Here is a 19,347-nt window from a genome sequence, read left to right as displayed (position 1 = left end):
TTAAGTTTTTTTCATAATTTTGTATACAATATATAATAAATTAAGTTAGATTTTTCAAACTTTTTTATCTATTTGTATATATTGATATAAAAAATAGAATAGTTATCTTTATTATATGTAAATTTATATATATATAATTTTACCATATTACATCATATTTTTGTAAGTTTTTATTATATTTTTCATAATACCCCTTTATTTTATAAATTAATCTAATAGATTAAATTTATCATATAGAAATTTATTACATTTAAAAAATATGCTAGCAAATAGAATATCCACTAGCATAAATTTCATTTATAATATTAATCAACTATTAATTCTACTAAATCTCCATTTTTAACACCTGCTGCATTTCCTTCTTCCATGTCAACATGCATTTCTAGATTAAAGCTATCACTAGCTCTTACTAATACATTTTCAAATACTAATGCTCTTGGTCCAGATGTTTTAACTTTTACTATTTGCTTATCAGTTACACCAAATTTAGCAGCATCTTCATTGCTCATATGTATATGTCTAGAAGCAACTATAACTCCTTCTTTCATTTCAACTTCTCCAGCAGGCCCTACTAATTTAACACCTGGAGTCCCAGCTATATCACCAGATTCTTTTATTGGTGCTTTTACTCCTAATGGGAAACCATCTGCTAAAGATATTTCAACTTGAGTATGAGCTCTAGCTGGTCCTAATACTCTAACTCCTTTTAAAGTTCCTTTTGGTCCTACTAAATCCACTTTTTCTTCACAGGCATATTGTCCTGGTTGAGACAATGGTTTAAATTTAGTTAACTCATGACCTGCCCCAAATAATACGTCTATATCAGCTTGACTTAAATGAACATGTTTATTAGATAATGCTATTGGTAATTTCATTGAAATTCCCTCCTTCTAATTATTTTAAATTATTGCAATACAATTATACATAATATTACCTACAAAATCAAATTATATTGAATCAATATATATTTTTAAATTTTTATATATTATATCTTTAAATTCTTGATTATCCATATAAGGTATATTATCTGTATTATTTAAATATATATTGTGTAAAAGTTTAGTATTTATACTCTTAAAGAAAAAGTCCATAACAATCTGACCTCCTTTAAACTGTGAATCATAGGATTTACTACCTCCTACTGCAATATACATACCTATACGTTTCTTATTTCTATCAATTGAAGGCTTATTTAATACATATTTACTTGCATATATAGCTTGTGTTCTATCAACAACAGTCTTTAATTTAGCTGATATTGAATCAAAATGCACAGGGCTTATTACTATAGTCCCTTTTGACCCATCAAACATTTTATATAATGGTTTCATATCATCATTAAACTTACAATACCCTGTTTTTTCACAAAACCCACATGCAGTGCAATATTCAATATCCATATCGTATATATTAAATATTTTACAACTTAATCCACGCTCTTCTAGCATAGCTTTTATTTCAGTTGCTATAAAACTGCAATTTTTATTACTTCTTGGACTTCCATTTATTATCATAATCTCTGGACTTTTAAGTTCTTTTTTATCATTTGAATCCATAATAAATCTACCTATCCTTTAACATAACTATTAAAATATCATCATCATAATTATCTTTTGATGAAAAGTTCTTTAAATCTAACTTTAGATTTTCTACTATTAACTGCTGATTTAATCTAAAGTTTTCTTTTAAAAAGTTTTCTAATCTGTTTATACCATATTCTTCTTTTGATTTGTTCTTTATCTCTAAAATTCCATCAGTATACATACATACCATTGCATAATCTTCCATTGAAAGAGTATTATTTTCATAAGTAGCATCTTCCATTATTCCAATAGGTATACCTTTTTTGCAGTTCAAATTACTTTCTATCGTCCCATCCTTCTTTACAACTACTGGACTATAGTGACCTGCATTAGATACTGTAATCATATTTTCTTTAGTGTCTATAATACCTATCAAGCACGTTGTAAATACTCCCATTTTATCAAATTCATCATACAACATACTATTTAAATTTGTCATTATTTCTCTTGGTGTACTATATTGATTGCATAATACTTTAAAAGCACCTTTTATCATTGCAACAACATAATTTGATACCATTCCATGTCCCATTACATCAGCAACAATATAAACTATATGTTCATCATCTACTTTTGTAGCATAATAAAAATCTCCACCTACTACCCTTGCTGGTTTATGATAAAAATAAAGTTCTTTCTCATCATTACAATCCATTTTACCCTTATCCATAATAAGCTGTTGTTGTTTATTTAATATGTTTAACTCATTTTCAAGAACTTTGTGTTTTACTTCTTTTTCATTGTGTTCATATAACTGCATCCCAACAGAAACTTGCTTGGACAATATACTAAGAATATTTAAATCATCACTGGTATAGTTTTTGCTGTTTGCACAAACTATACATCCTATAGTTTCATTTTTATCCTGAAGTTTGTAATATATATAACTTTCCAAGTTTATTCCCTTTTTTGAACATGGTTTTAAGTTATTTAGATATCCTCCTAATGATTCCTTCTTTAAAAATGTATCAATCATAGGATATAAATTTGTTTTCTTTTTTTGCTCAACATTATAACAACTAACTATAGTATCCTTATTATGATGACCATTTATAATTATTAAAGCTTCTTTACTATTAGTAATATTGCATGCTTGTTTACTTAAATTTTCTAAAAAGCCATCAATACTCTTATTAAGGTATAATTTTTTAGTAGCTTCATTTATGGCACTTATTGAACCTCTTAACTTATCAATTAAAATTTGTACATTATTATTTTTATTAGTTATTTCTATTGATAAACTTAGGAGTGATGCAACAGATGATATAAAATCTATATCTTGTTCTGTTAAATAATCCTCCTCTTTTAAAAAGCAAGTCATAAATCCAACAACTACATTATTTATTATAAAAGGAAAAACTATTCTCCCAATATAACCTTCAGATTTTGCTAAATCTCGTTCACCTTCTGCTCTAGAATCTTCAAATACATTTTTTACATATATTATCTTTTTTTCATTTACAGCTTCATGTATATATTCTGGATATGTGTCAAAATCAATTTTTGCACCTTTAAGACTATTGATTGGAAAAATTTGAGGTACATATTCTAAGGTTTGTGAACATACTAAGTAGGCATATTTAGAATCATTTTTATAAAATAGATTCACACATGCCTTTGTGGGGTGAACAACCTCTAACATTTTTTCTATTATATCATCTTTTATATTAAAAAAATCTGTAGATTCAGTCACCATAGCGGATATCTCCACTAAATTCTTCATTTTATAACTGCCATTAGTCATACTCAATTTCTCCCCCTATATATTAAACTATTTATTAGTATTTTAACATACATTCTTTATAGTAAAAACAAAAACAACGACAAAACTAGCAACTAATATCCAGTTAAATCCTGTCAATAATCCTATAAGCAGTAATGTAATCAGTGCATTTAGACCTGTTCTCCCTTTTTCATCCATAAAAGTAATTTTAGAGATGTCGATATTATTTTTCACATTATTTATATGCTCTTTTACTTGTTCTTCCATATTTCTCTTATATAGTATATAAACTACACCGATTAAAAACACTCCTATACCTAAAACCATATTTAAATTAAATGCTGCCATAAGCAATATTGAACCAAAAACTAACTTTAAAAGTTTAAAAAATACACTATCTATCTTTAAAGTTATATTTCTAATTTCTTTACATTCATCTCTTAAAGAATAGGCACTTGAATCTAAATTATTAATCTTCGTTTTTACAATTTCAGAATAAAAAAGTTTTATTATCCCATTTAACATTTTCACCACTCCTAAATATTTTACATATATTTGTAAGTTTTACAATTATAATATTTTTTATACTTGGTAATAATAAAAAATAACAAATATTTTATAATTTAGTATTTATTGTAAATAATTTATTGAAACTTTATTGCTTAAGTATAGATTTTTTAATAAATATTTTATAATTAGAAGGAAGTGGTCTTGTGCAAATAGAAGAACTTGATTTAGAAACAAGAAATAAAATATACTGCTATACTAAAAAAATTCTTAGAAAATATCAAAAAGGTATAATATCTGGAAAATTGACAGCAGATAAATTTGTAAATAATATATTATCCCAAGATTTTATCAGTAGTATACTTGATGAAAAAATAGTCAATGAATCTGACTTTAAAACATCTTATATAGGCTATATCGAAACTTTAATAAAGATTCAAAATGAAAATTTATCTAACTTAAGAAAAAAATCTAATAAAACTGTAAAGTGTTTGAATATATCTCAAGTAACCCAATTAAAAAATTTACTAAGTAATACTGGCTATAATTTATTAATTCCATATAAATACTTAACTTCTAGAGATATAGAAGGAATCGTTACTCTTATTAATACTGGGTCTATTGAACTTGGAAATGAGAGAATCTATAATTATATATCAAAAGCATGATAATCTAAATTTATTATAAAAAGGCAATTTATTTAATAAAAACTATTTTAATATTAAATAAATTGCCTTTTTAATTTTTAGAATAAGTAATATTATCCAAGTGCTTTTTCTAATTTAGATAAATGTTGTATTGGATAATATTTTAATAACTCTTTAAATTGTTCTACTGATAATCCTTCTGTTGTTGTGTATATTCTTATTTTTTCATCCAGGTCACTATTAATAAATTTGTTTTTTAAATCCTCAAAATTTACACTACTCATTTAACATCACTCCTTATGTAACATATTCATTTGTATTATTTTATCCAAATTTCTAAAATTTATTACACAAAAATGTACTTATCTAAAATTTAATAAAAAAAAGCTATCTCAATTTAGAAATTACTTTCTATATTTGAGATAGCTCTAGCTAAACTAATAGCCAATAGTTATAAATAATTATTTATTAACTATCTGTTGCTTTTTCCAGCCATTTGTTGTTCAGCCATTTCAACTAATTTTTTAGTCATGTATCCACCTACATAACCATTTTCTCTTGCAGTAAGGTTTCCTTTATCAACTTGTTGATAATTACTCATACCAAGTTCATTAGCTATTTCTAATTTCATTTGGTTTAAAGCTTCTTTTGCTCCTGGTACTACTGTTCTGTTGTTGTTATTGTTACTTGCCATGTTGATTACCTTCCTTCTGTTTAATTTATTTTGTGTTGCTGATAATATTATGTGATTTTAAACATTTTTAATTCAGGTAATTTTTAGCAATTAAAACCTGCCAAATATCCAGTAGAAAAAGCTATTTGCAAATTGAATCCTCCTGTATATGCATCTATATCTATTACTTCTCCAGCAAAAAATAAACCTTCTACTAATTTTGATTCCATTGTACTCGAGTTTATTTCATTTACTTTTACACCACCAGAAGTTATTATAGCTTCATCAATGGGTCTGTATCTCTTTACTGTAAACTTTAAATTTTTTAATAAATGGACTAAGTTTTTTCTCTGTTCTCTAGAAATTTGATGAACAACTGTATCTGGATTAATTTCACTCAAATTTATTATTACAGGTATAAGTTTTTTGGGAAGCAAGTCATCCAATGCTTTTTCAAATTTTTTATTTGTATACTTCTGAAAATCTTTTTGAACTCTTTTATCCAATTTTTCTTCATCTAGTGCAGGTTTTAAATCTAACAATATAGTGTAATTTTCTTTACTTGTGTCTTTCATTCTACAACTTGCAGACTTTATTATAGGTCCATCTAAACCGAATTTAGTAAATTCAAGTTCTCCAAAATCACTATAAACTTTCTTTTTTCTGCTATTAAACACTCTTATCTCAACATTTCTTAATGATAATTTTTCTAAATCTTTTGTAAAACTTTCTTGGACTTCTATGCCAATTAAAGATGGTTTTGTATCTACAATTGTGTGTCCTTGTGAGATTGCAAATTTATATCCATCACCAGTAGAACCAGTAAGAGGATAACTTAATCCACCAGTTGCTACTATAACTGAGTCACACTTGATTTCTTTCTTATTGTTTAGAACTACTTTTTCAATTTTATTGTTTTTAGATATTATTTTTTCTACTCTCGAATTTAATAATATATTTACTTTTTTATTTTTGAGTTGCTTTTCAAGAGCCTTTACAACATCAAATGCTTTATCACTTTCCGGAAAGACTCTTTTTCCTCTTTCTGTTTTAGTTTTTACTCCAAGATTATTAAACATATTTATTACATCATCATTGGTAAAAGTATAAAAAGCACTATATAAAAATTTTCCATTTGTGGGAACATTTTCTATTAATCCCTCTATATCACAAGCGTTGGTGATGTTACATCTACCTTTTCCTGTTATTGCAAGTTTTTTGCCTAATTTATGATTTTTCTCAATTAATGTTACATCAAATCCTCTTTCACATGCAGTTGATGCAGCTATCATCCCTGCTGGTCCACCACCTATTACTACTACTTTCTTCAAATAATCACTCTTTTCTACCCTTAATTTTTTTAATTTAAACTATTTAACATATAACTCAAATCAATTTAATTTTAAAAGTTTAAATAATGCAGGAGCTCCTGCTACTCCATAAAAAACAACTACTGTATTCTTAATAAAATTCATAAAAATTATACTCATATTAGAGTCACTTATATTTAAAGTGACTATTAACATTGAAATAAACAACTTAATGCCAATGTATAATATTCCTATTGTTGCTATCCCAATCAAAAACCTACATATTCTTGAAAAAATTATATTTTTACTCTTCTTATTTTTACTGCTAAAGTTAATTTTTTTGTTATTATTATCTGTATTAAATTTAACAAATTTATCCTCAACTATATATCCAAATACAAACCCTACTATAATACCAAATTTTTCAAAATATTCGGGGCTATTTAAAAATATAGCTACTATTACAAATGGTATAAGTAAAGCTACAAGAAAAATATAATTTTTATTATCATCAATATAGTCAAATATTTTTACAAATATCACTGTAAAAAATATGCCTAGTACCCATCCAGCTATCACATCTATAGGCCAATGAACTGCTAAATACAACCTAGACAATCCAACTCCTAAAACCATCACTGCTCCTATTAAATGGATATATCTCTTTTTAAATATAGTCATGATACTAACCCAAAATGTAGTTGCAGTTTGAGTATGAGCACTTGGAAAAGAGTAGCCACCAGCAGTAGAAACTCTCAATGACTCAAGACCTTTTATTCCTATTGGTCTAGGAGCTTTTACAAATTCTTTGATGCCTAAATTTACAACAAAATTTCCAATTATAGCAAACAGTATTTTTTGTCCACATTTTTTATTTATACACCAATAAATGATTGTTGTAATTAATATTAATAATGGTGCTTCTGTGCTTATTGTGAATACAAGAAATATAAAGTTCAAAATTGGATTTCTTAAATTTTGGAAAAATAATAATATACTTAATTGAATATCCATATAGATGTCTCCTTTACTAAGATTTTATATACTTAATTAAAAAGCACTAACTCTCTTAGAGATTAGCGCTTTTAATTCACATTTAAGTCTATTCTACATCTTCAACTATACCTATATAAGGTAAATTTCTATACTTCTCAGCATAATCTATTCCATAACCAACAATAAATTTATCTTCAATAACAAATCCAACATAGTCTACAGGTATATTAGCCTTTCTTCTTTGAGGTTTGTCAAGTAGAGTACATAGTTTTAAAGATTTTGGATTTCTAGTTTTTAAAGCTGCAACTAGATTACTTAATGTTAAACCAGAATCTATTATGTCCTCTACAATCAACACATTTTTTCCTTCAATATCTACATCTAAATCTTTTAATATTTTAACTGTACCAGAAGACTCTGTTGAATTTCCATAACTTGTAACACTCATAAAATCTATATTTACATCCAAATCTATACATCTTATTAAATCTGAAACAAATACACTAGCTCCTTTAAGTATACCTACCACTAGTAAATCTTCACCTTTAAAGTCTTCTTCTATTTTTTTGCCTAATTCATAAACTTTTTCTTTTATTTGTTCTTCTGTCAACATTTTTCCTGTAACTTTGTACATTTTGTATCCTCCTGCTTTCCTTCTATTAACCTATATATTATAGCATACCAAAATGTCAATTAAAATCTTTTTCATCATTTTTAAACCTAAATTAACAGCTTATCCATACTTTTTTGTTTTTCCATTAAAAATTTGGATTAAAGATTCCTTTGTATTATAATCTATATGTACATATATTAATCAGTTATTTTTATCAATTATATAATTTTATTTTTGGAGGTACTTTTATGAGCACGAATCATGGAGCTAATTTATATAGTTTATCTAGTAAGTATGGCTTTTCAAAAGAGGAATTTATGGATTTTAGCTCAAATATAAATCCTTTTGGTACATCAAATTTAGCCAAACAATACATTGTAAACAATATAGATATGATATCTATGTATCCCGACCCCGATTACATAGACTTAAAAACTTCTATATCCAATTACTGCAAATGTTCTATAGATAATATAGTCCTTGGCAGTGGAGCTACAGAATTAATTTCATCATTTATACATACAATTAACCCTAAACAGGCTCTTTTACTTTCTCCAGTTTATTCAGAGTATGAAAAAGAACTATCTAAAATTAATTGTTCTATCGACAAATACTTTGCCAAAGAAGAAGATAATTTTCATATAAATTTAGAAAATCTTATAGAAACTATCAACGCTAAAGATTATGATTTGGTAATAATCTGTAATCCTAGTAATCCAACTGGATTTGCATTTACTAACGCAGAAATGAGAGAAATTTTAAAAAATACAAACTCATTTTTGATGATTGATGAAACTTATGTAGAGTTTACTGATACAGATACGTACTCCTGTACTCAAGTAGTCGATGATTATTCTAATTTATTCGTTATAAGGGGTACATCAAAGTTTTTTTCAACACCTGGTATAAGACTTGGATATGGTATTATATCTGATACTAATGTTAAAAATGAAATAAATAAAAATCTGGATTTATGGAATATAAATATAATTGCTTCTAAGATGGGTGAAATCATGTTTAGTGATTTAAATTTCATATCAAGCACTATTTCTTTAATGAATACTGAAAGAAACTATTTACTTAAAGAACTTAAAAATATAAAAAGTTTAAATGTGTATGATACTAAAGGTAATTTTATATTGTGCAAAATTAAGACAAAGGAATTGACTGCTAAATCTCTTCGTGAGAAACTAATTCCTCAAAGAAGAATAATAAGAGATTGTTATTCTTTTGAAGGTCTAGATGAATATTTTTTTAGGGTATGTATATTAAAACCTAATGAAAATAAATTATTAATATCATCTCTTAAATCAATTTTTAAATAAAAAAATTACTTTATTTTGTAATTTGTACAATATAAAAAATGGGAGTGTCTCAAAATGAACTTTTTAGTTCTAAGGCACTCTTTTTTGTATGAAATCAAATATATTTTCATCATTATTTCAATAATGAAAAAGAGGCCTATCTGTATTTTAAGACGGCCTCATTTTCATATATTTACAGACTAAGCACTTTGCTTTTCTTTGTTTCCTTTTTTACTAATTCCATCATTTATTTTATCTACAACTACTGCTATTGCATTATCTCCTGATACGTTACATGCTGTACCAAAACTGTCTTGAGTTAAGTATAAAGCTATCATTAAACTTGCAAGACCACCATCTGATGGTATTCCAACCATTGGTAAGAAAGGAAGTGCACTCATTATAGCTCCACCTGGTGCTCCTGGTGCTGCAACCATTGCTATACCTAACATTGCAATATAAGGGAATAATACGCCTATTCCATGTGGCATACCATTCATCATTAAAACTGCTGTTGTAAATCCTGTTATTGATATCATACTACCTGATAAATGTATTGTTGCACAAAGAGGTACAACAAATTCTCTTATTTGCTTACTTACTCCGTTTTTTTCTGCACAACCAACATTAACTGGTATAGTTGCTGCTGAAGATTGAGTACCTATAGCTGTTAAATATCCAGGTACTTGATTTTTTAACATTCTTACTGGATTTTTTCCTGAAAACATTCCTGCTGCTGTAAATTGACATGCCATATATACAAAATGTAAAGGGATTACTACTAAATATACTTTCCAGAATACCCCTAATATTGTCCATACTTCCCCTGCTATAGTTATATTTGCAAAAGTTCCTGCTATATATAAAGGTAATAAAGGTATAATTACTGTTGACAACGTTTTCGTTACGATTTCTTGGAATTCTTGGAAGAAATTAAATAAAGTTTCTCCTTTACCATGATTTCTTAAAGCTGATATTCCAAGTCCCATTACAAATGCAAATACGATTGCTGCTGTTACATCTACCATAGGCTCTAATGGAATTGTGAAGATTGGAGCTAACATTCCTGCTTCTGGGTCTCCAATTTGACTTGCAACACTTGCATCAATAAAATTTGGGAAGATTAATGTAGATACTACAAATGACAATAATCCTGCTATTAAAGTAGAACCATATGCGATTCCTGTAGTTATTCCCAATAACTTTCCTGCGCCTGTTGCTAAATCAGCTATACCTGCTGTTACAAAACCTATAATTATAAATGGTATAACAAATTTTAGGAATGCTGAGAATAGAGTACTAACTGTTACTAATATTTGTACAATTATTTCTGGTGCATAACTTCCGATTAAAATACCGACTATGATACCGATGATTAGCTTGGGCACTAAACCTATTTTTTTCTTCATAACATTTACCCTCCATAACTTTTTTAAATTAAGCATCCTTGTACATTGAATACTTAGCTAAATATTGGATATCCACTTATTATGATAATAGAGTTTTACCTCTCCGTCAACAATTTAACCATTTTTTGTTAATAAAAAAAAGAATAACACATATAAATTGTTATTCTTCTTCATCTTTTATAGAAAATTCTACATTTTCAATTATATTTGAATGTTTATCCTTTTTTGCAATAATTCTATACTTATTAATTTCTTCATTCACAGTACCTATACTCCAAATTAATACTATAGCATCATCTACAAAACCAAATGCACCAGCAATCATTTCAGGTACTATATCAACTCCAGATACAAAGTACGATATAGTAAAAATTAATACGGAAACTACTTTTATTTTATCGACTATATTGATTCGTTTATCTGTCATAAAATCAGGTAGTTTAAGTAAATCAAATATAAAAAGCAAACCAAATTTAGCATTTTTAAATCTCACCAAAATTTTTTTTAAAAAATCTAAAATTATATTAATGACTCTTTTTAGAAATTCCATATTTATCACCTCTTATAATTATAGGTTATTCTACATTATAACCGATATAATTAATTTGATGAATATATTAGATATAAATTTTATTAATTAGTTTACATTTAAATTATAATAATTCAATTCCTGCACTGCTACAATTTTTAATCATATCTTGTGGCCATACTCCAACCTGTACTTCTCCTATATGAGCCTTTTGCAAGAAATACATACATATTCTTGATTGACCAATTCCTCCACCAATTGTATATGGAAGCTCACCATTTAAAAGCATCTTATGATAGTCAAACTCTTTTCTCTCTTCACATCCAGCAAGTTTCAATTGTCTATCAAGAGATTCTTCATCAACTCTAATTCCCATTGAAGATAATTCTAACGCTGAATCTAAAACAGGATTATAAAATAATATATCTCCATTCAATTCCCAGTCATCATAATCAGGGCTTCTTCCATCATGTTTTTCTCCTGATATTAGTGTCTTTCCTATTTGAGTTATAAATACTGCCTTCTTGTCTTTTACAACTTTGTCTTCTCTTTCCTTTGGCGATAATTCAGGATACATATCTTCTAACTCTTGTGATGTTATAAAAGTTATTTCTTCTGGTAAGATTTCTTTTATACCTTTATACATACTACATACAAAAATTTCAGTATCTTTAAATACTCCATATAGCCTTTTTACAATATCTTTTAAAGTCTTTTCATTTCTGCTACTTTTATCTATAACCAATTCCCAATCCCACTGGTCTACATAAAGGGAATGTATATTATCCAATTCTTCATTTTTTCTTATTGCATTCATATCTGTATATAAACCACTGCCAACTTTAAAGCCGTATTTTTTAAGAGCTAATCGTTTCCATTTTGCAAGTGATTGAACAATTTCTGCATTTTTATTCATAAATGGTATATCAAAACTTACAGCCTTTTCTCCATTTAAATTATCATTTGCACCTGTTTCTGGTAATACAAATAACGGAGAAGAAACTCTTATAAGATTTAATTCATTACTTAGTCTCATTTCAAAAAAATCTTTTAATTTTTTTATAGCTATTTGTGTATCAATTACATTCAAACTACTTTTATAATCCTTTGGTATTATTGTGCTCATATTATTCACTCCCTATATTTATATATTTTTCCATAAAAAAAACCCTTCATCCCTATATAAAAGGGACGAAAGGTTGCTTTTCCGCGGTACCACCCTGATTAGTCTGAAATAAATTCAAACCCAGCTCATAATGTACAGATATTACTCGATACATCCCAATATGATAACGGTTTGGTTCCGACTAAGCCTACTCTTTTAAAATTTCGGTTAGCAACTCCAGGATGTTCTTCATTATAGACTTCATATTGGTCTCACACCATCACCAACTCGCTTTAATTACATTCTATAACTACTCTTCCTTTCAAAGTCTTTAAGAGTTTAATTCAATAAAATTTAGCTCTCTTATGTTTTCTATTTATTCATAATAGTATGATAAGTGATTAGTTAAAATTTGTCAAGTTTATTATTTTTTTATTTTTACACACTTTAGAACTTTTACCTATACTTTATAAATTTTCAAACGTAGCCTTTAATCTATCCATACATTCTTTTAATAAAGACTGTGGACATGCTACATTTATTCTTTCAAATCCTATTCCTTCTTTTCCAAATATATAACCCTCATCAAACAATACATTAGCTTTTTTAAACATTAAATCTTCAAGTTCTACTTCATTTAATCCATAAGCAGTAAAATCTAACCATGCTAGATATGTTCCTTCTGGATAAACAAGTTTTACTTTTGGTAAATTTTCTTTTAAGTATTCATCAATAAATTTTATGTTGTTATCTAAATATTCATTCAATTCATTAAGCCAATCTTCACTCTCATTATATGCTGCTATTGTAGATACAATAGCAAAAGGATTTGGTGAGGTTCCAACTCCAACAGCTGTAACTTCTTCTTGATATTTATTTCTTAATTCATTATTATTAACTATTATATTAGACAATTGCATTCCAGCCAAATTAAACGTTTTACTTGGGGCTATACATGTAATTATTTTATCTTTATACTCTGGACATAAGGCTTGCAAAGGAGTATGTTTAAATCCTTTTCTAATTAAATCAGAATGTATCTCATCAGCTATTATCCATAAATTGTATTTTTTACATATTTCTACAACCTTTTTTAATTCTTCTTCTCTCCAAACTCTCCCAACAGGATTGTGAGGGCTACAAAGTATAAGTACTTTATTGTTACTACACTTAGCCTTTTCTTCCAAATCATCATAATCCATTCTATAAGTCCCATTTTCATATATTAGAGGATTGTTTACAACTTCTCTATTATTACTTTTTATCTTAGCTTCAAATGGGTAATATACTGGTTTTTGAACTATTACACCTTCATTAGAATCAGTTAATATTCTTACTAAAATAGCCACCGCTGGTACGACCCCTGGACTAAAAACAATATCTTCTCTATTTATTTCCCAGTTAAATCTCCTTTTATACCAACCACAAACTGAATCAAAGTATTTCTCACTATCATTGGAACTATACCCAAATATTTTGTGATTAACTTTTTTATGTAACGCTTCTATTATTGGTTCTGCACATTCAAAATCCATATCTGCAATCCAAAAAGGTAAACCATATTTTTGTGCTTTTGGTGAACAATTAGTTCTAAAATCCCATTTAACACAATCTGTTCCCACTCTATCTATCACTCTGTCAAAATTATATTTACTCATTTTTCCCCTCCTAAAAATATAGATTTTATAATTATTAAATCTATAGCTATGTATAATTTAGTATTATTTTACAACTCTACATACTATAATAATAGCACTTTTTTGTCCAATAGATTTAAAATATATTTGTTTTTATTGTTGTAGTTTTTTTCAATATTGTAAAAATAACTTCATTATATCAAAACAAGATTGCTCATATTAATTATATTTCAACTAACATGGGCAATCTTTTTCTATAGTTTCTAAAATTTTAAATGTGAAGCTAATCGTTTGGACATTATCCTAATCTCTTTTCAACCAATCTACACCATATATCTACTCCATATTCTAATGCCTTTGTATCAAATGTTACATTTGGGTTATGGAATCCTGGTGTAGCATCAGCTCCCAATCCAATATATGTAGTTTTACATTTTAATTTTTGTGTATAATAGTGGAAATCTTCTCCTCCAGAATTTTTAAATATACCTATCGACGCATCTGTTCCCAATACATCTTTTATAGTTTCTTCAGCCAATTTCACAAGCCCTTCATCAAACTCTGCTGCTGGTACTCCATCCTTTGAAAGCAATATAGCTTCTGCATTTATAGAACTTACAGCAGTTTTTACAGCATGGATGGCTTTTTCTTTTAATTCTTCTATTATATCATTACTTTCAGCTCTTATATCTAAAGCCATAAATGCTTCATCTGGTATATTATTATATGTTTCTCCTTTAACGGATATATTTGTTACTTTTATAGAATTTGGCACAGCTGGATTTACTCTTATTGCATTTATCGAATTTACTGCTAAACAAACAGCATCTACTGCATTTACTCCCAAATGCGGTTTAGAACCATGACAAGTAGTACCTTTAATCGCAAATTCCATTATACAACTAGCACAATGATACATTGCAGGTATAGCCTTTCCCAGCCTACAATCTTGTCCAGGTCTTAAATGCATACCTACCATTTCTTCTACATCATCTAATAACCCAGAATCAATTACTCTTAATGCTCCATATAACTTTTCTTCCCCTGGTTGAAAAAGTATTTTTAATTTTCCTCTCTTTACTAGGTTTCTATCTTTTATTAACTTTGCAGCTGTTAAAAGCATAGAAGTGTGACCATCATGACCACAAGCATGTATCATTTTCTTTTTTCCATCTATTATAAATTCCAACGCATCCATATCTGCTCTTATAGCAAATACAGGTCCTTCTTCTTTAGAATCTATAGTTACTATAATACCAGTTCCTGCAATACCTTTATTAATATTTTCAAATCCCATTTTTTCAAGCTCTTTTAAAACAAATTCTGATGTCTTGTATTCTTCAAATCCTTTTTCTGGTATAGTGTGTAGATAATCATACACTTTATGTACATACTCAATATAACCTTTGTTAGTCTGCATAATATAATTCCTCCTTAAAATTTAAACCTTCAATTTATATTAAATTTTTATTATAATTACCTATACTATGAAATAATTCATTATAAGCATTGCAATGCAACCATTTAACGTTGCTATCACAAACATGTGCGGATAGTACTTTGTCTTTAATTCAGCCGTTCCTAAAAGTCTGCCCATAAATTGTATCTGAGCTCCTGAAAGCAATAACATTGGTAAGAGAATTGCAACATGTGCTTGGCTTATCTGACCTGCTGTAAACAAACCTGCTATTACCCCAGATGCTCCTCCCATTGATATAAATATTGTCATTATAGCCGTTGCTGCAACACCTGGAAGTCCAAATAAACTCATTACAGGTGTGAATATTGTCCCTATTATATCCAAAAGACCAGTTAAATTGAATACAGAAATTATAGCAAAACCAAATATAACATTTGGAGCCATTGAATTTGTACTTATTTGAAATCCATTTCTAGCCCCTCCAATAAATGCATCTATCACATTTCCTTTTTTAACTTTTTCTTCTTTTTTTGCTACCTCATTCATATTAAGCTTCCCCCTTGTCAAATTTGTTTAAATATAATCTAAGTAAGTTTGCCCCAACAAATTTCATAATTAAGATTAAAGCAAGTGGTATAAATATTGGTACATCTCCTATAAATGGAAATAGTGCTGCTCCAGAAGCAAAGAAATTTGTTATTGCAGACGCACCTGAAAATTGAAATGCACAAAATACTGCCTTTTGTTTTTCATCTATATATCCATCATCTTTAAGTTCTTTAGTCATAGATGCCGCAGCATCTGTAGATTGTAAGCTAGCTATTAAAGTTAACCCTGCAAATCCAGGTAATCCTAATAATGGTTTTAATAGTGGGCTAAGAAGTTTTTGAGCTGCCTTCATTCCATCTAAATGGTCTATAACTCTAACTATTCCAAGAGCAAACATAACTGATGGTATTAGTGTCAATGCGTATAACCACCCATCTCGAGGACCAGTACCTCCATCTCCTCTAAAGTTTGCAGCTAATGTACCTACACCATCATTGATTGTTCCTAGTGTTCCAAAAGAACCCAATACATTATTAAAGTCCAAAACTTTTAATGCACCTGGTGCATCTTTAAATATTCCTGAAAAGAATAATGCACCCAATATCAATGATACATACCCATACCATTTTACCTCTACTTTTTCTGTTGTTGATTCCAATTTTTTCATATAAATTCTCCCTCCTGTTTAAATGAATTTTATTAGTATATCTATTTAATAAGCAAAACTTATGCCAATACTTTAATGATAAGGTTTTTGTGTTTAATTTATTGTTGTAAATTTATTCCAATAATTAAATTACTTATAATTACTAACTTCTCAAGTTTATAAATACATTCTTTTTTTATTACTTATTTAAAACAAACTTCACAATATAAAAAACTGATTTTTGTTATCTAACAAAATTCATTTTTAAATAGGTTTTTATAGGATAAAAACCTAAAAAAACCTATTATTTAATCAAATATCTAAATTTATTCTATTATTTGTTGTATAATATAACTAATCTTATACTTTAAAAATAAATATTACTTTGTTGGGAGAAATAAAATGGACAAAAAAAAATTAATCCTTATAACATATGATAAATTAAATAGTGACCACTACAAAGAGGAGTTAATAAGCTTTTTTGGAGATGAAATAATCATAGAAACACAAAATATACTTGATGGCATAAAAGAAAATTTAGAAGGAGATGTAGTACTTTCTTTGTCACCTTTAACTAGTAATTTTTTAATAAAACATTTTAAAGAAGACATTGAAATTATTCACGGAACGAAAGCACTTTCAAAACTTGGATATGAAAAAATGATGCAACTCCCTCCAGGTACAAAATCATTACTTATGACCACCAATAAAACTTCAGCATTTGAGATGGCCACTTATCTATATAAAATTGGAATAAATCATATAGATTTTGTACCAACATATCCAGATTGTGATGAAGTATATGACTTAGATACAGCTATAACACCAGGACAAATTAGATTCATACCAAAATACATAAAAAATATAGTCGACCTAGGTTGGAGAAAAATTTCATTAGATACATATATGTCATTACTAGTAGTACTAAAGCTAAAAAATGAAAAATTTATAGAAAAACTATACAGATTGTCCAAAGAGACATTAAGCCATGACTTCTTGAATACATCCTTAGATAATATATCTAAATTAAAAACTATACTATACATGACCATTGATGAAATAGGTGATGGTCTAATATTTTTCAATACCTTTAACAAAGTTACTTTTGTAAATAAATCTTTACTTAGTATGTTAGAACTAGATGAAAAACTTATAAAATCACCATCCTTAATGGAATATCTACCAAGGAGTTTCTTAGATAAAATTACAAAGAATTTAAATATAGATAATATGATTATATACATAGATGAAATAGATAAAAAATTCATACTTTCTAAAAAACCGTTTTATCTTTATAAAAATATAGAGGGTTGCTTAATTACATTAAAAGATGTAAACAATATAGAAATATTAGAACAAAAAATAAGAAGTGATTCTGTTAAAAGAGGTTACGTAGCTAAATATAAATTTAATAATATTATTGGAAATACTGTTGTTATAAAAGACTGTATTAAAAAAGCAAAAAAGATGGCTCTTACAGATAATCCTATATTAATAACAGGTGAAACAGGTACAGGTAAAGAAGCCTTTACTCAATCAATACATAATCATTCAAATAGAAAAAATAAACCTTTTGTAGCAATAAATTGCGCTTCACTACCAAGTGAACTACTTGAAAGTGAACTATTTGGATATGAAGATGGCTCCTTTACTGGTGCAAAAAAGGGTGGAAAAAAAGGATTATTTGAATTGGCTCATACTGGCACTATATTTCTAGATGAGATAGGAGATATGCCACATAATTTACAGGTTAAACTTTTGAGAGTCTTACAAGAAAAAGAAATCAGAAAAATTGGTGGTACAAGTATCATTCCAATTGATGTGAGAATATTAGCTGCTACAAATAAAGATTTAGAAAAATTAATTACAGAAAACAAATTTAGGATGGATTTATTTTACAGAATAAGCATGTTCACCTTAGATTTGCCTCCACTTAGATATAGATTAGAAGATATACCTATTCTTTTAGAATCATTTTTAAAAGAATTTCCCTATAAAAATATCAAACTAGATAAAAGTCTTTTAGAAGCTTTAAATTCATATACTTGGATGGGTAATATTAGGGAATTGAGAAATTGTATTGAATATATGGCCTACATGGGTTCCAATTATCTTACAATAAATGATTTACCTCAAAACATATCTTCAAAATTAAATAATAATTATATGTCAAGTAATGTGTCTATATTCAATGATTTGAGTCAATATGACAAAAACATATGTATTTCTATTCTAAAATCATTGTACATGAAGCCAATGGGGAGGACAAAACTAATGAAATTTATGGAATATAATGTCACAGAATACGAAGTAAGAAATATGCTCGAATATTTGACACACAACGGATACTTAATTTCTGGTAAAGGAAGAAAGGGTTCATCTATAACTAAGAAAGGTATAAAAATAATAAAAAATAATATAATTTAAATCTATAGTAATTCATCTTTACTTTATCAAACTTTATATATAATTATAATTTTTTATTTTTATATAAATTTTTTATAAAATAATAAAACTTATTTATATCAAAAACTAGGCTATCTCAAAATTAGTATAATCCCCTTATAGTAGACATTCAAATAAAAGGCCATTATAATAGGTCTAAAAAGCGTATACTCTAAGGGGGTTTTCTATGTCTAAAAAATACAAAAAATATAGCAAAGAACTTAAACTAAAAGCTGTAAACTTATATATAA

General features: G+C 27.4%; 19 protein-coding genes and 1 other annotated feature. Of the genes, 3 read left to right on the top strand and 16 right to left on the bottom strand.

Translation table 11 applies throughout. The features are described from left to right. Positions 1 to 305: 305 nt before the first annotated feature. From pduL to KGF39_RS10475, 4 genes are all read right to left on the bottom strand, one after another. Positions 306 to 875, bottom strand: coding sequence for a phosphate propanoyltransferase (gene pduL, locus KGF39_RS10490; RefSeq protein WP_003416023.1), 570 nt, complete (start codon positions 873 to 875; stop codon positions 306 to 308). Between the two features lie 72 nt (positions 876 to 947). After that, complete coding sequence (locus tag KGF39_RS10485) at positions 948 to 1,556, bottom strand: flavodoxin family protein (protein ID WP_227822266.1); 609 nt, start codon at positions 1,554 to 1,556, stop codon at positions 948 to 950. A 7-nt stretch (positions 1,557 to 1,563) separates the two neighbouring features. After that, positions 1,564 to 3,327 carry a GAF domain-containing SpoIIE family protein phosphatase gene (locus tag KGF39_RS10480; protein WP_199856109.1) on the bottom strand — a complete coding sequence of 588 codons (1,764 nt, stop codon included), beginning with the start codon at positions 3,325 to 3,327 and terminating at the stop codon, positions 1,564 to 1,566. Between the two features lie 42 nt (positions 3,328 to 3,369). After that, entirely contained in the window at positions 3,370 to 3,831 is a 462-nt protein-coding gene (locus tag KGF39_RS10475) for a hypothetical protein (protein ID WP_054274659.1), read from the bottom strand. A gap of 188 nt (positions 3,832 to 4,019) precedes the next feature. Between KGF39_RS10475 and KGF39_RS10470 the strand changes: the two genes are divergently transcribed. Next, on the top strand, positions 4,020 to 4,481 hold the full coding sequence (locus KGF39_RS10470) for a hypothetical protein (protein WP_227822265.1): 462 nt from the start codon (positions 4,020 to 4,022) through the stop codon (positions 4,479 to 4,481). 92 nt (positions 4,482 to 4,573) lie between these two features. Here the strand turns inward: KGF39_RS10470 and KGF39_RS10465 are convergent, their stop codons facing one another. From KGF39_RS10465 to hpt, 5 genes are all read right to left on the bottom strand, one after another. Beyond that, positions 4,574 to 4,744, bottom strand: a complete 171-nt coding sequence (locus KGF39_RS10465; protein ID WP_003416012.1) for a hypothetical protein — start codon at positions 4,742 to 4,744, stop codon at positions 4,574 to 4,576. A gap of 188 nt (positions 4,745 to 4,932) precedes the next feature. Next, the gene (locus KGF39_RS10460; protein ID WP_003416009.1) at positions 4,933 to 5,154 is read right to left on the bottom strand and encodes an alpha/beta-type small acid-soluble spore protein; all 222 of its coding nucleotides are present in this window, start codon (positions 5,152 to 5,154) and stop codon (positions 4,933 to 4,935) included. An 83-nt stretch (positions 5,155 to 5,237) separates the two neighbouring features. Continuing rightward, complete coding sequence (locus KGF39_RS10455; protein ID WP_227822264.1) at positions 5,238 to 6,464, bottom strand: NAD(P)/FAD-dependent oxidoreductase; 1,227 nt, start codon at positions 6,462 to 6,464, stop codon at positions 5,238 to 5,240. A gap of 60 nt (positions 6,465 to 6,524) precedes the next feature. Then, complete coding sequence (locus KGF39_RS10450; RefSeq protein ID WP_227822263.1) at positions 6,525 to 7,457, bottom strand: phosphatase PAP2 family protein; 933 nt, start codon at positions 7,455 to 7,457, stop codon at positions 6,525 to 6,527. A gap of 88 nt (positions 7,458 to 7,545) precedes the next feature. After that, a complete protein-coding gene (gene hpt, locus KGF39_RS10445) occupies positions 7,546 to 8,073 on the bottom strand; it encodes a hypoxanthine phosphoribosyltransferase (protein WP_003416006.1) in 528 nt (175 codons plus the stop codon). 227 nt (positions 8,074 to 8,300) lie between these two features. On the opposite strand from hpt, the gene KGF39_RS10440 reads away from it, so the two are divergent. Further along, positions 8,301 to 9,377: an aminotransferase class I/II-fold pyridoxal phosphate-dependent enzyme gene (locus tag KGF39_RS10440; protein WP_227822262.1), complete on the top strand. Its 1,077-nt coding sequence runs from the start codon at positions 8,301 to 8,303 to the stop codon at positions 9,375 to 9,377. A 179-nt stretch (positions 9,378 to 9,556) separates the two neighbouring features. Here the strand turns inward: KGF39_RS10440 and KGF39_RS10435 are convergent, their stop codons facing one another. From KGF39_RS10435 to KGF39_RS10405, 7 genes are all read right to left on the bottom strand, one after another. Next, positions 9,557 to 10,765, bottom strand: a complete 1,209-nt coding sequence (locus KGF39_RS10435; RefSeq protein WP_054274665.1) for a dicarboxylate/amino acid:cation symporter — start codon at positions 10,763 to 10,765, stop codon at positions 9,557 to 9,559. 160 nt (positions 10,766 to 10,925) lie between these two features. Beyond that, complete coding sequence (locus KGF39_RS10430) at positions 10,926 to 11,315, bottom strand: DUF1232 domain-containing protein (RefSeq protein WP_227822261.1); 390 nt, start codon at positions 11,313 to 11,315, stop codon at positions 10,926 to 10,928. 103 nt (positions 11,316 to 11,418) lie between these two features. Next, positions 11,419 to 12,420 (bottom strand): aspartate--ammonia ligase, encoded by a 1,002-nt coding sequence (gene asnA, locus KGF39_RS10425; RefSeq protein WP_227822260.1) that lies wholly within the window; start codon positions 12,418 to 12,420, stop codon positions 11,419 to 11,421. Between the two features lie 58 nt (positions 12,421 to 12,478). Next, positions 12,479 to 12,734, bottom strand: a binding site (T-box leader). 132 nt (positions 12,735 to 12,866) lie between these two features. After that, positions 12,867 to 14,057, bottom strand: coding sequence for a MalY/PatB family protein (locus tag KGF39_RS10420; protein ID WP_227822259.1), 1,191 nt, complete (start codon positions 14,055 to 14,057; stop codon positions 12,867 to 12,869). 277 nt (positions 14,058 to 14,334) lie between these two features. Further along, positions 14,335 to 15,456 carry a M20 peptidase aminoacylase family protein gene (locus tag KGF39_RS10415; protein WP_227822258.1) on the bottom strand — a complete coding sequence of 374 codons (1,122 nt, stop codon included), beginning with the start codon at positions 15,454 to 15,456 and terminating at the stop codon, positions 14,335 to 14,337. Between the two features lie 60 nt (positions 15,457 to 15,516). Beyond that, positions 15,517 to 16,002 carry a YjiG family protein gene (locus KGF39_RS10410; RefSeq protein WP_227822257.1) on the bottom strand — a complete coding sequence of 162 codons (486 nt, stop codon included), beginning with the start codon at positions 16,000 to 16,002 and terminating at the stop codon, positions 15,517 to 15,519. Between the two features lies 1 nt (position 16,003). After that, positions 16,004 to 16,672, bottom strand: a complete 669-nt coding sequence (locus tag KGF39_RS10405) for a nucleoside recognition domain-containing protein (protein ID WP_054274671.1) — start codon at positions 16,670 to 16,672, stop codon at positions 16,004 to 16,006. Between the two features lie 381 nt (positions 16,673 to 17,053). On the opposite strand from KGF39_RS10405, the gene KGF39_RS10400 reads away from it, so the two are divergent. After that, positions 17,054 to 19,078: a sigma 54-interacting transcriptional regulator gene (locus KGF39_RS10400; RefSeq protein ID WP_227822256.1), complete on the top strand. Its 2,025-nt coding sequence runs from the start codon at positions 17,054 to 17,056 to the stop codon at positions 19,076 to 19,078. The last annotated feature ends 269 nt before the right edge of the window (positions 19,079 to 19,347 follow it).

The sequence above is a fragment of the Clostridioides sp. ZZV14-6345 genome (genome assembly GCF_020657775.1).
Lineage (GTDB): Bacteria > Bacillota > Clostridia > Peptostreptococcales > Peptostreptococcaceae > Clostridioides > Clostridioides difficile_D.
The sequence above is the reverse complement of the archived record's forward strand: the minus strand, read 5'-3'. Positions and strand labels throughout refer to the sequence as shown.

Coding starts and splice junctions, on each gene's coding strand:
- pduL (WP_003416023.1), bottom strand. CDS start 875: ATGAAATTACCAATAGCATTATCTAATAAACATGTTCATTTAAGTCAA.
- KGF39_RS10485 (WP_227822266.1), bottom strand. CDS start 1,556: ATGGATTCAAATGATAAAAAAGAACTTAAAAGTCCAGAGATTATGATA.
- KGF39_RS10480 (WP_199856109.1), bottom strand. CDS start 3,327: ATGACTAATGGCAGTTATAAAATGAAGAATTTAGTGGAGATATCCGCT.
- KGF39_RS10475 (WP_054274659.1), bottom strand. CDS start 3,831: ATGTTAAATGGGATAATAAAACTTTTTTATTCTGAAATTGTAAAAACG.
- KGF39_RS10465 (WP_003416012.1), bottom strand. CDS start 4,744: ATGAGTAGTGTAAATTTTGAGGATTTAAAAAACAAATTTATTAATAGT.
- KGF39_RS10460 (WP_003416009.1), bottom strand. CDS start 5,154: ATGGCAAGTAACAATAACAACAACAGAACAGTAGTACCAGGAGCAAAA.
- KGF39_RS10450 (WP_227822263.1), bottom strand. CDS start 7,457: ATGGATATTCAATTAAGTATATTATTATTTTTCCAAAATTTAAGAAAT.
- hpt (WP_003416006.1), bottom strand. CDS start 8,073: ATGTACAAAGTTACAGGAAAAATGTTGACAGAAGAACAAATAAAAGAA.
- KGF39_RS10440 (WP_227822262.1), top strand. CDS start 8,301: ATGAGCACGAATCATGGAGCTAATTTATATAGTTTATCTAGTAAGTAT.
- KGF39_RS10435 (WP_054274665.1), bottom strand. CDS start 10,765: ATGAAGAAAAAAATAGGTTTAGTGCCCAAGCTAATCATCGGTATCATA.
- KGF39_RS10430 (WP_227822261.1), bottom strand. CDS start 11,315: ATGGAATTTCTAAAAAGAGTCATTAATATAATTTTAGATTTTTTAAAA.
- asnA (WP_227822260.1), bottom strand. CDS start 12,420: ATGAGCACAATAATACCAAAGGATTATAAAAGTAGTTTGAATGTAATT.
- KGF39_RS10420 (WP_227822259.1), bottom strand. CDS start 14,057: ATGAGTAAATATAATTTTGACAGAGTGATAGATAGAGTGGGAACAGAT.
- KGF39_RS10415 (WP_227822258.1), bottom strand. CDS start 15,456: ATGCAGACTAACAAAGGTTATATTGAGTATGTACATAAAGTGTATGAT.
- KGF39_RS10410 (WP_227822257.1), bottom strand. CDS start 16,002: ATGAATGAGGTAGCAAAAAAAGAAGAAAAAGTTAAAAAAGGAAATGTG.
- KGF39_RS10405 (WP_054274671.1), bottom strand. CDS start 16,672: ATGAAAAAATTGGAATCAACAACAGAAAAAGTAGAGGTAAAATGGTAT.
- KGF39_RS10400 (WP_227822256.1), top strand. CDS start 17,054: ATGGACAAAAAAAAATTAATCCTTATAACATATGATAAATTAAATAGT.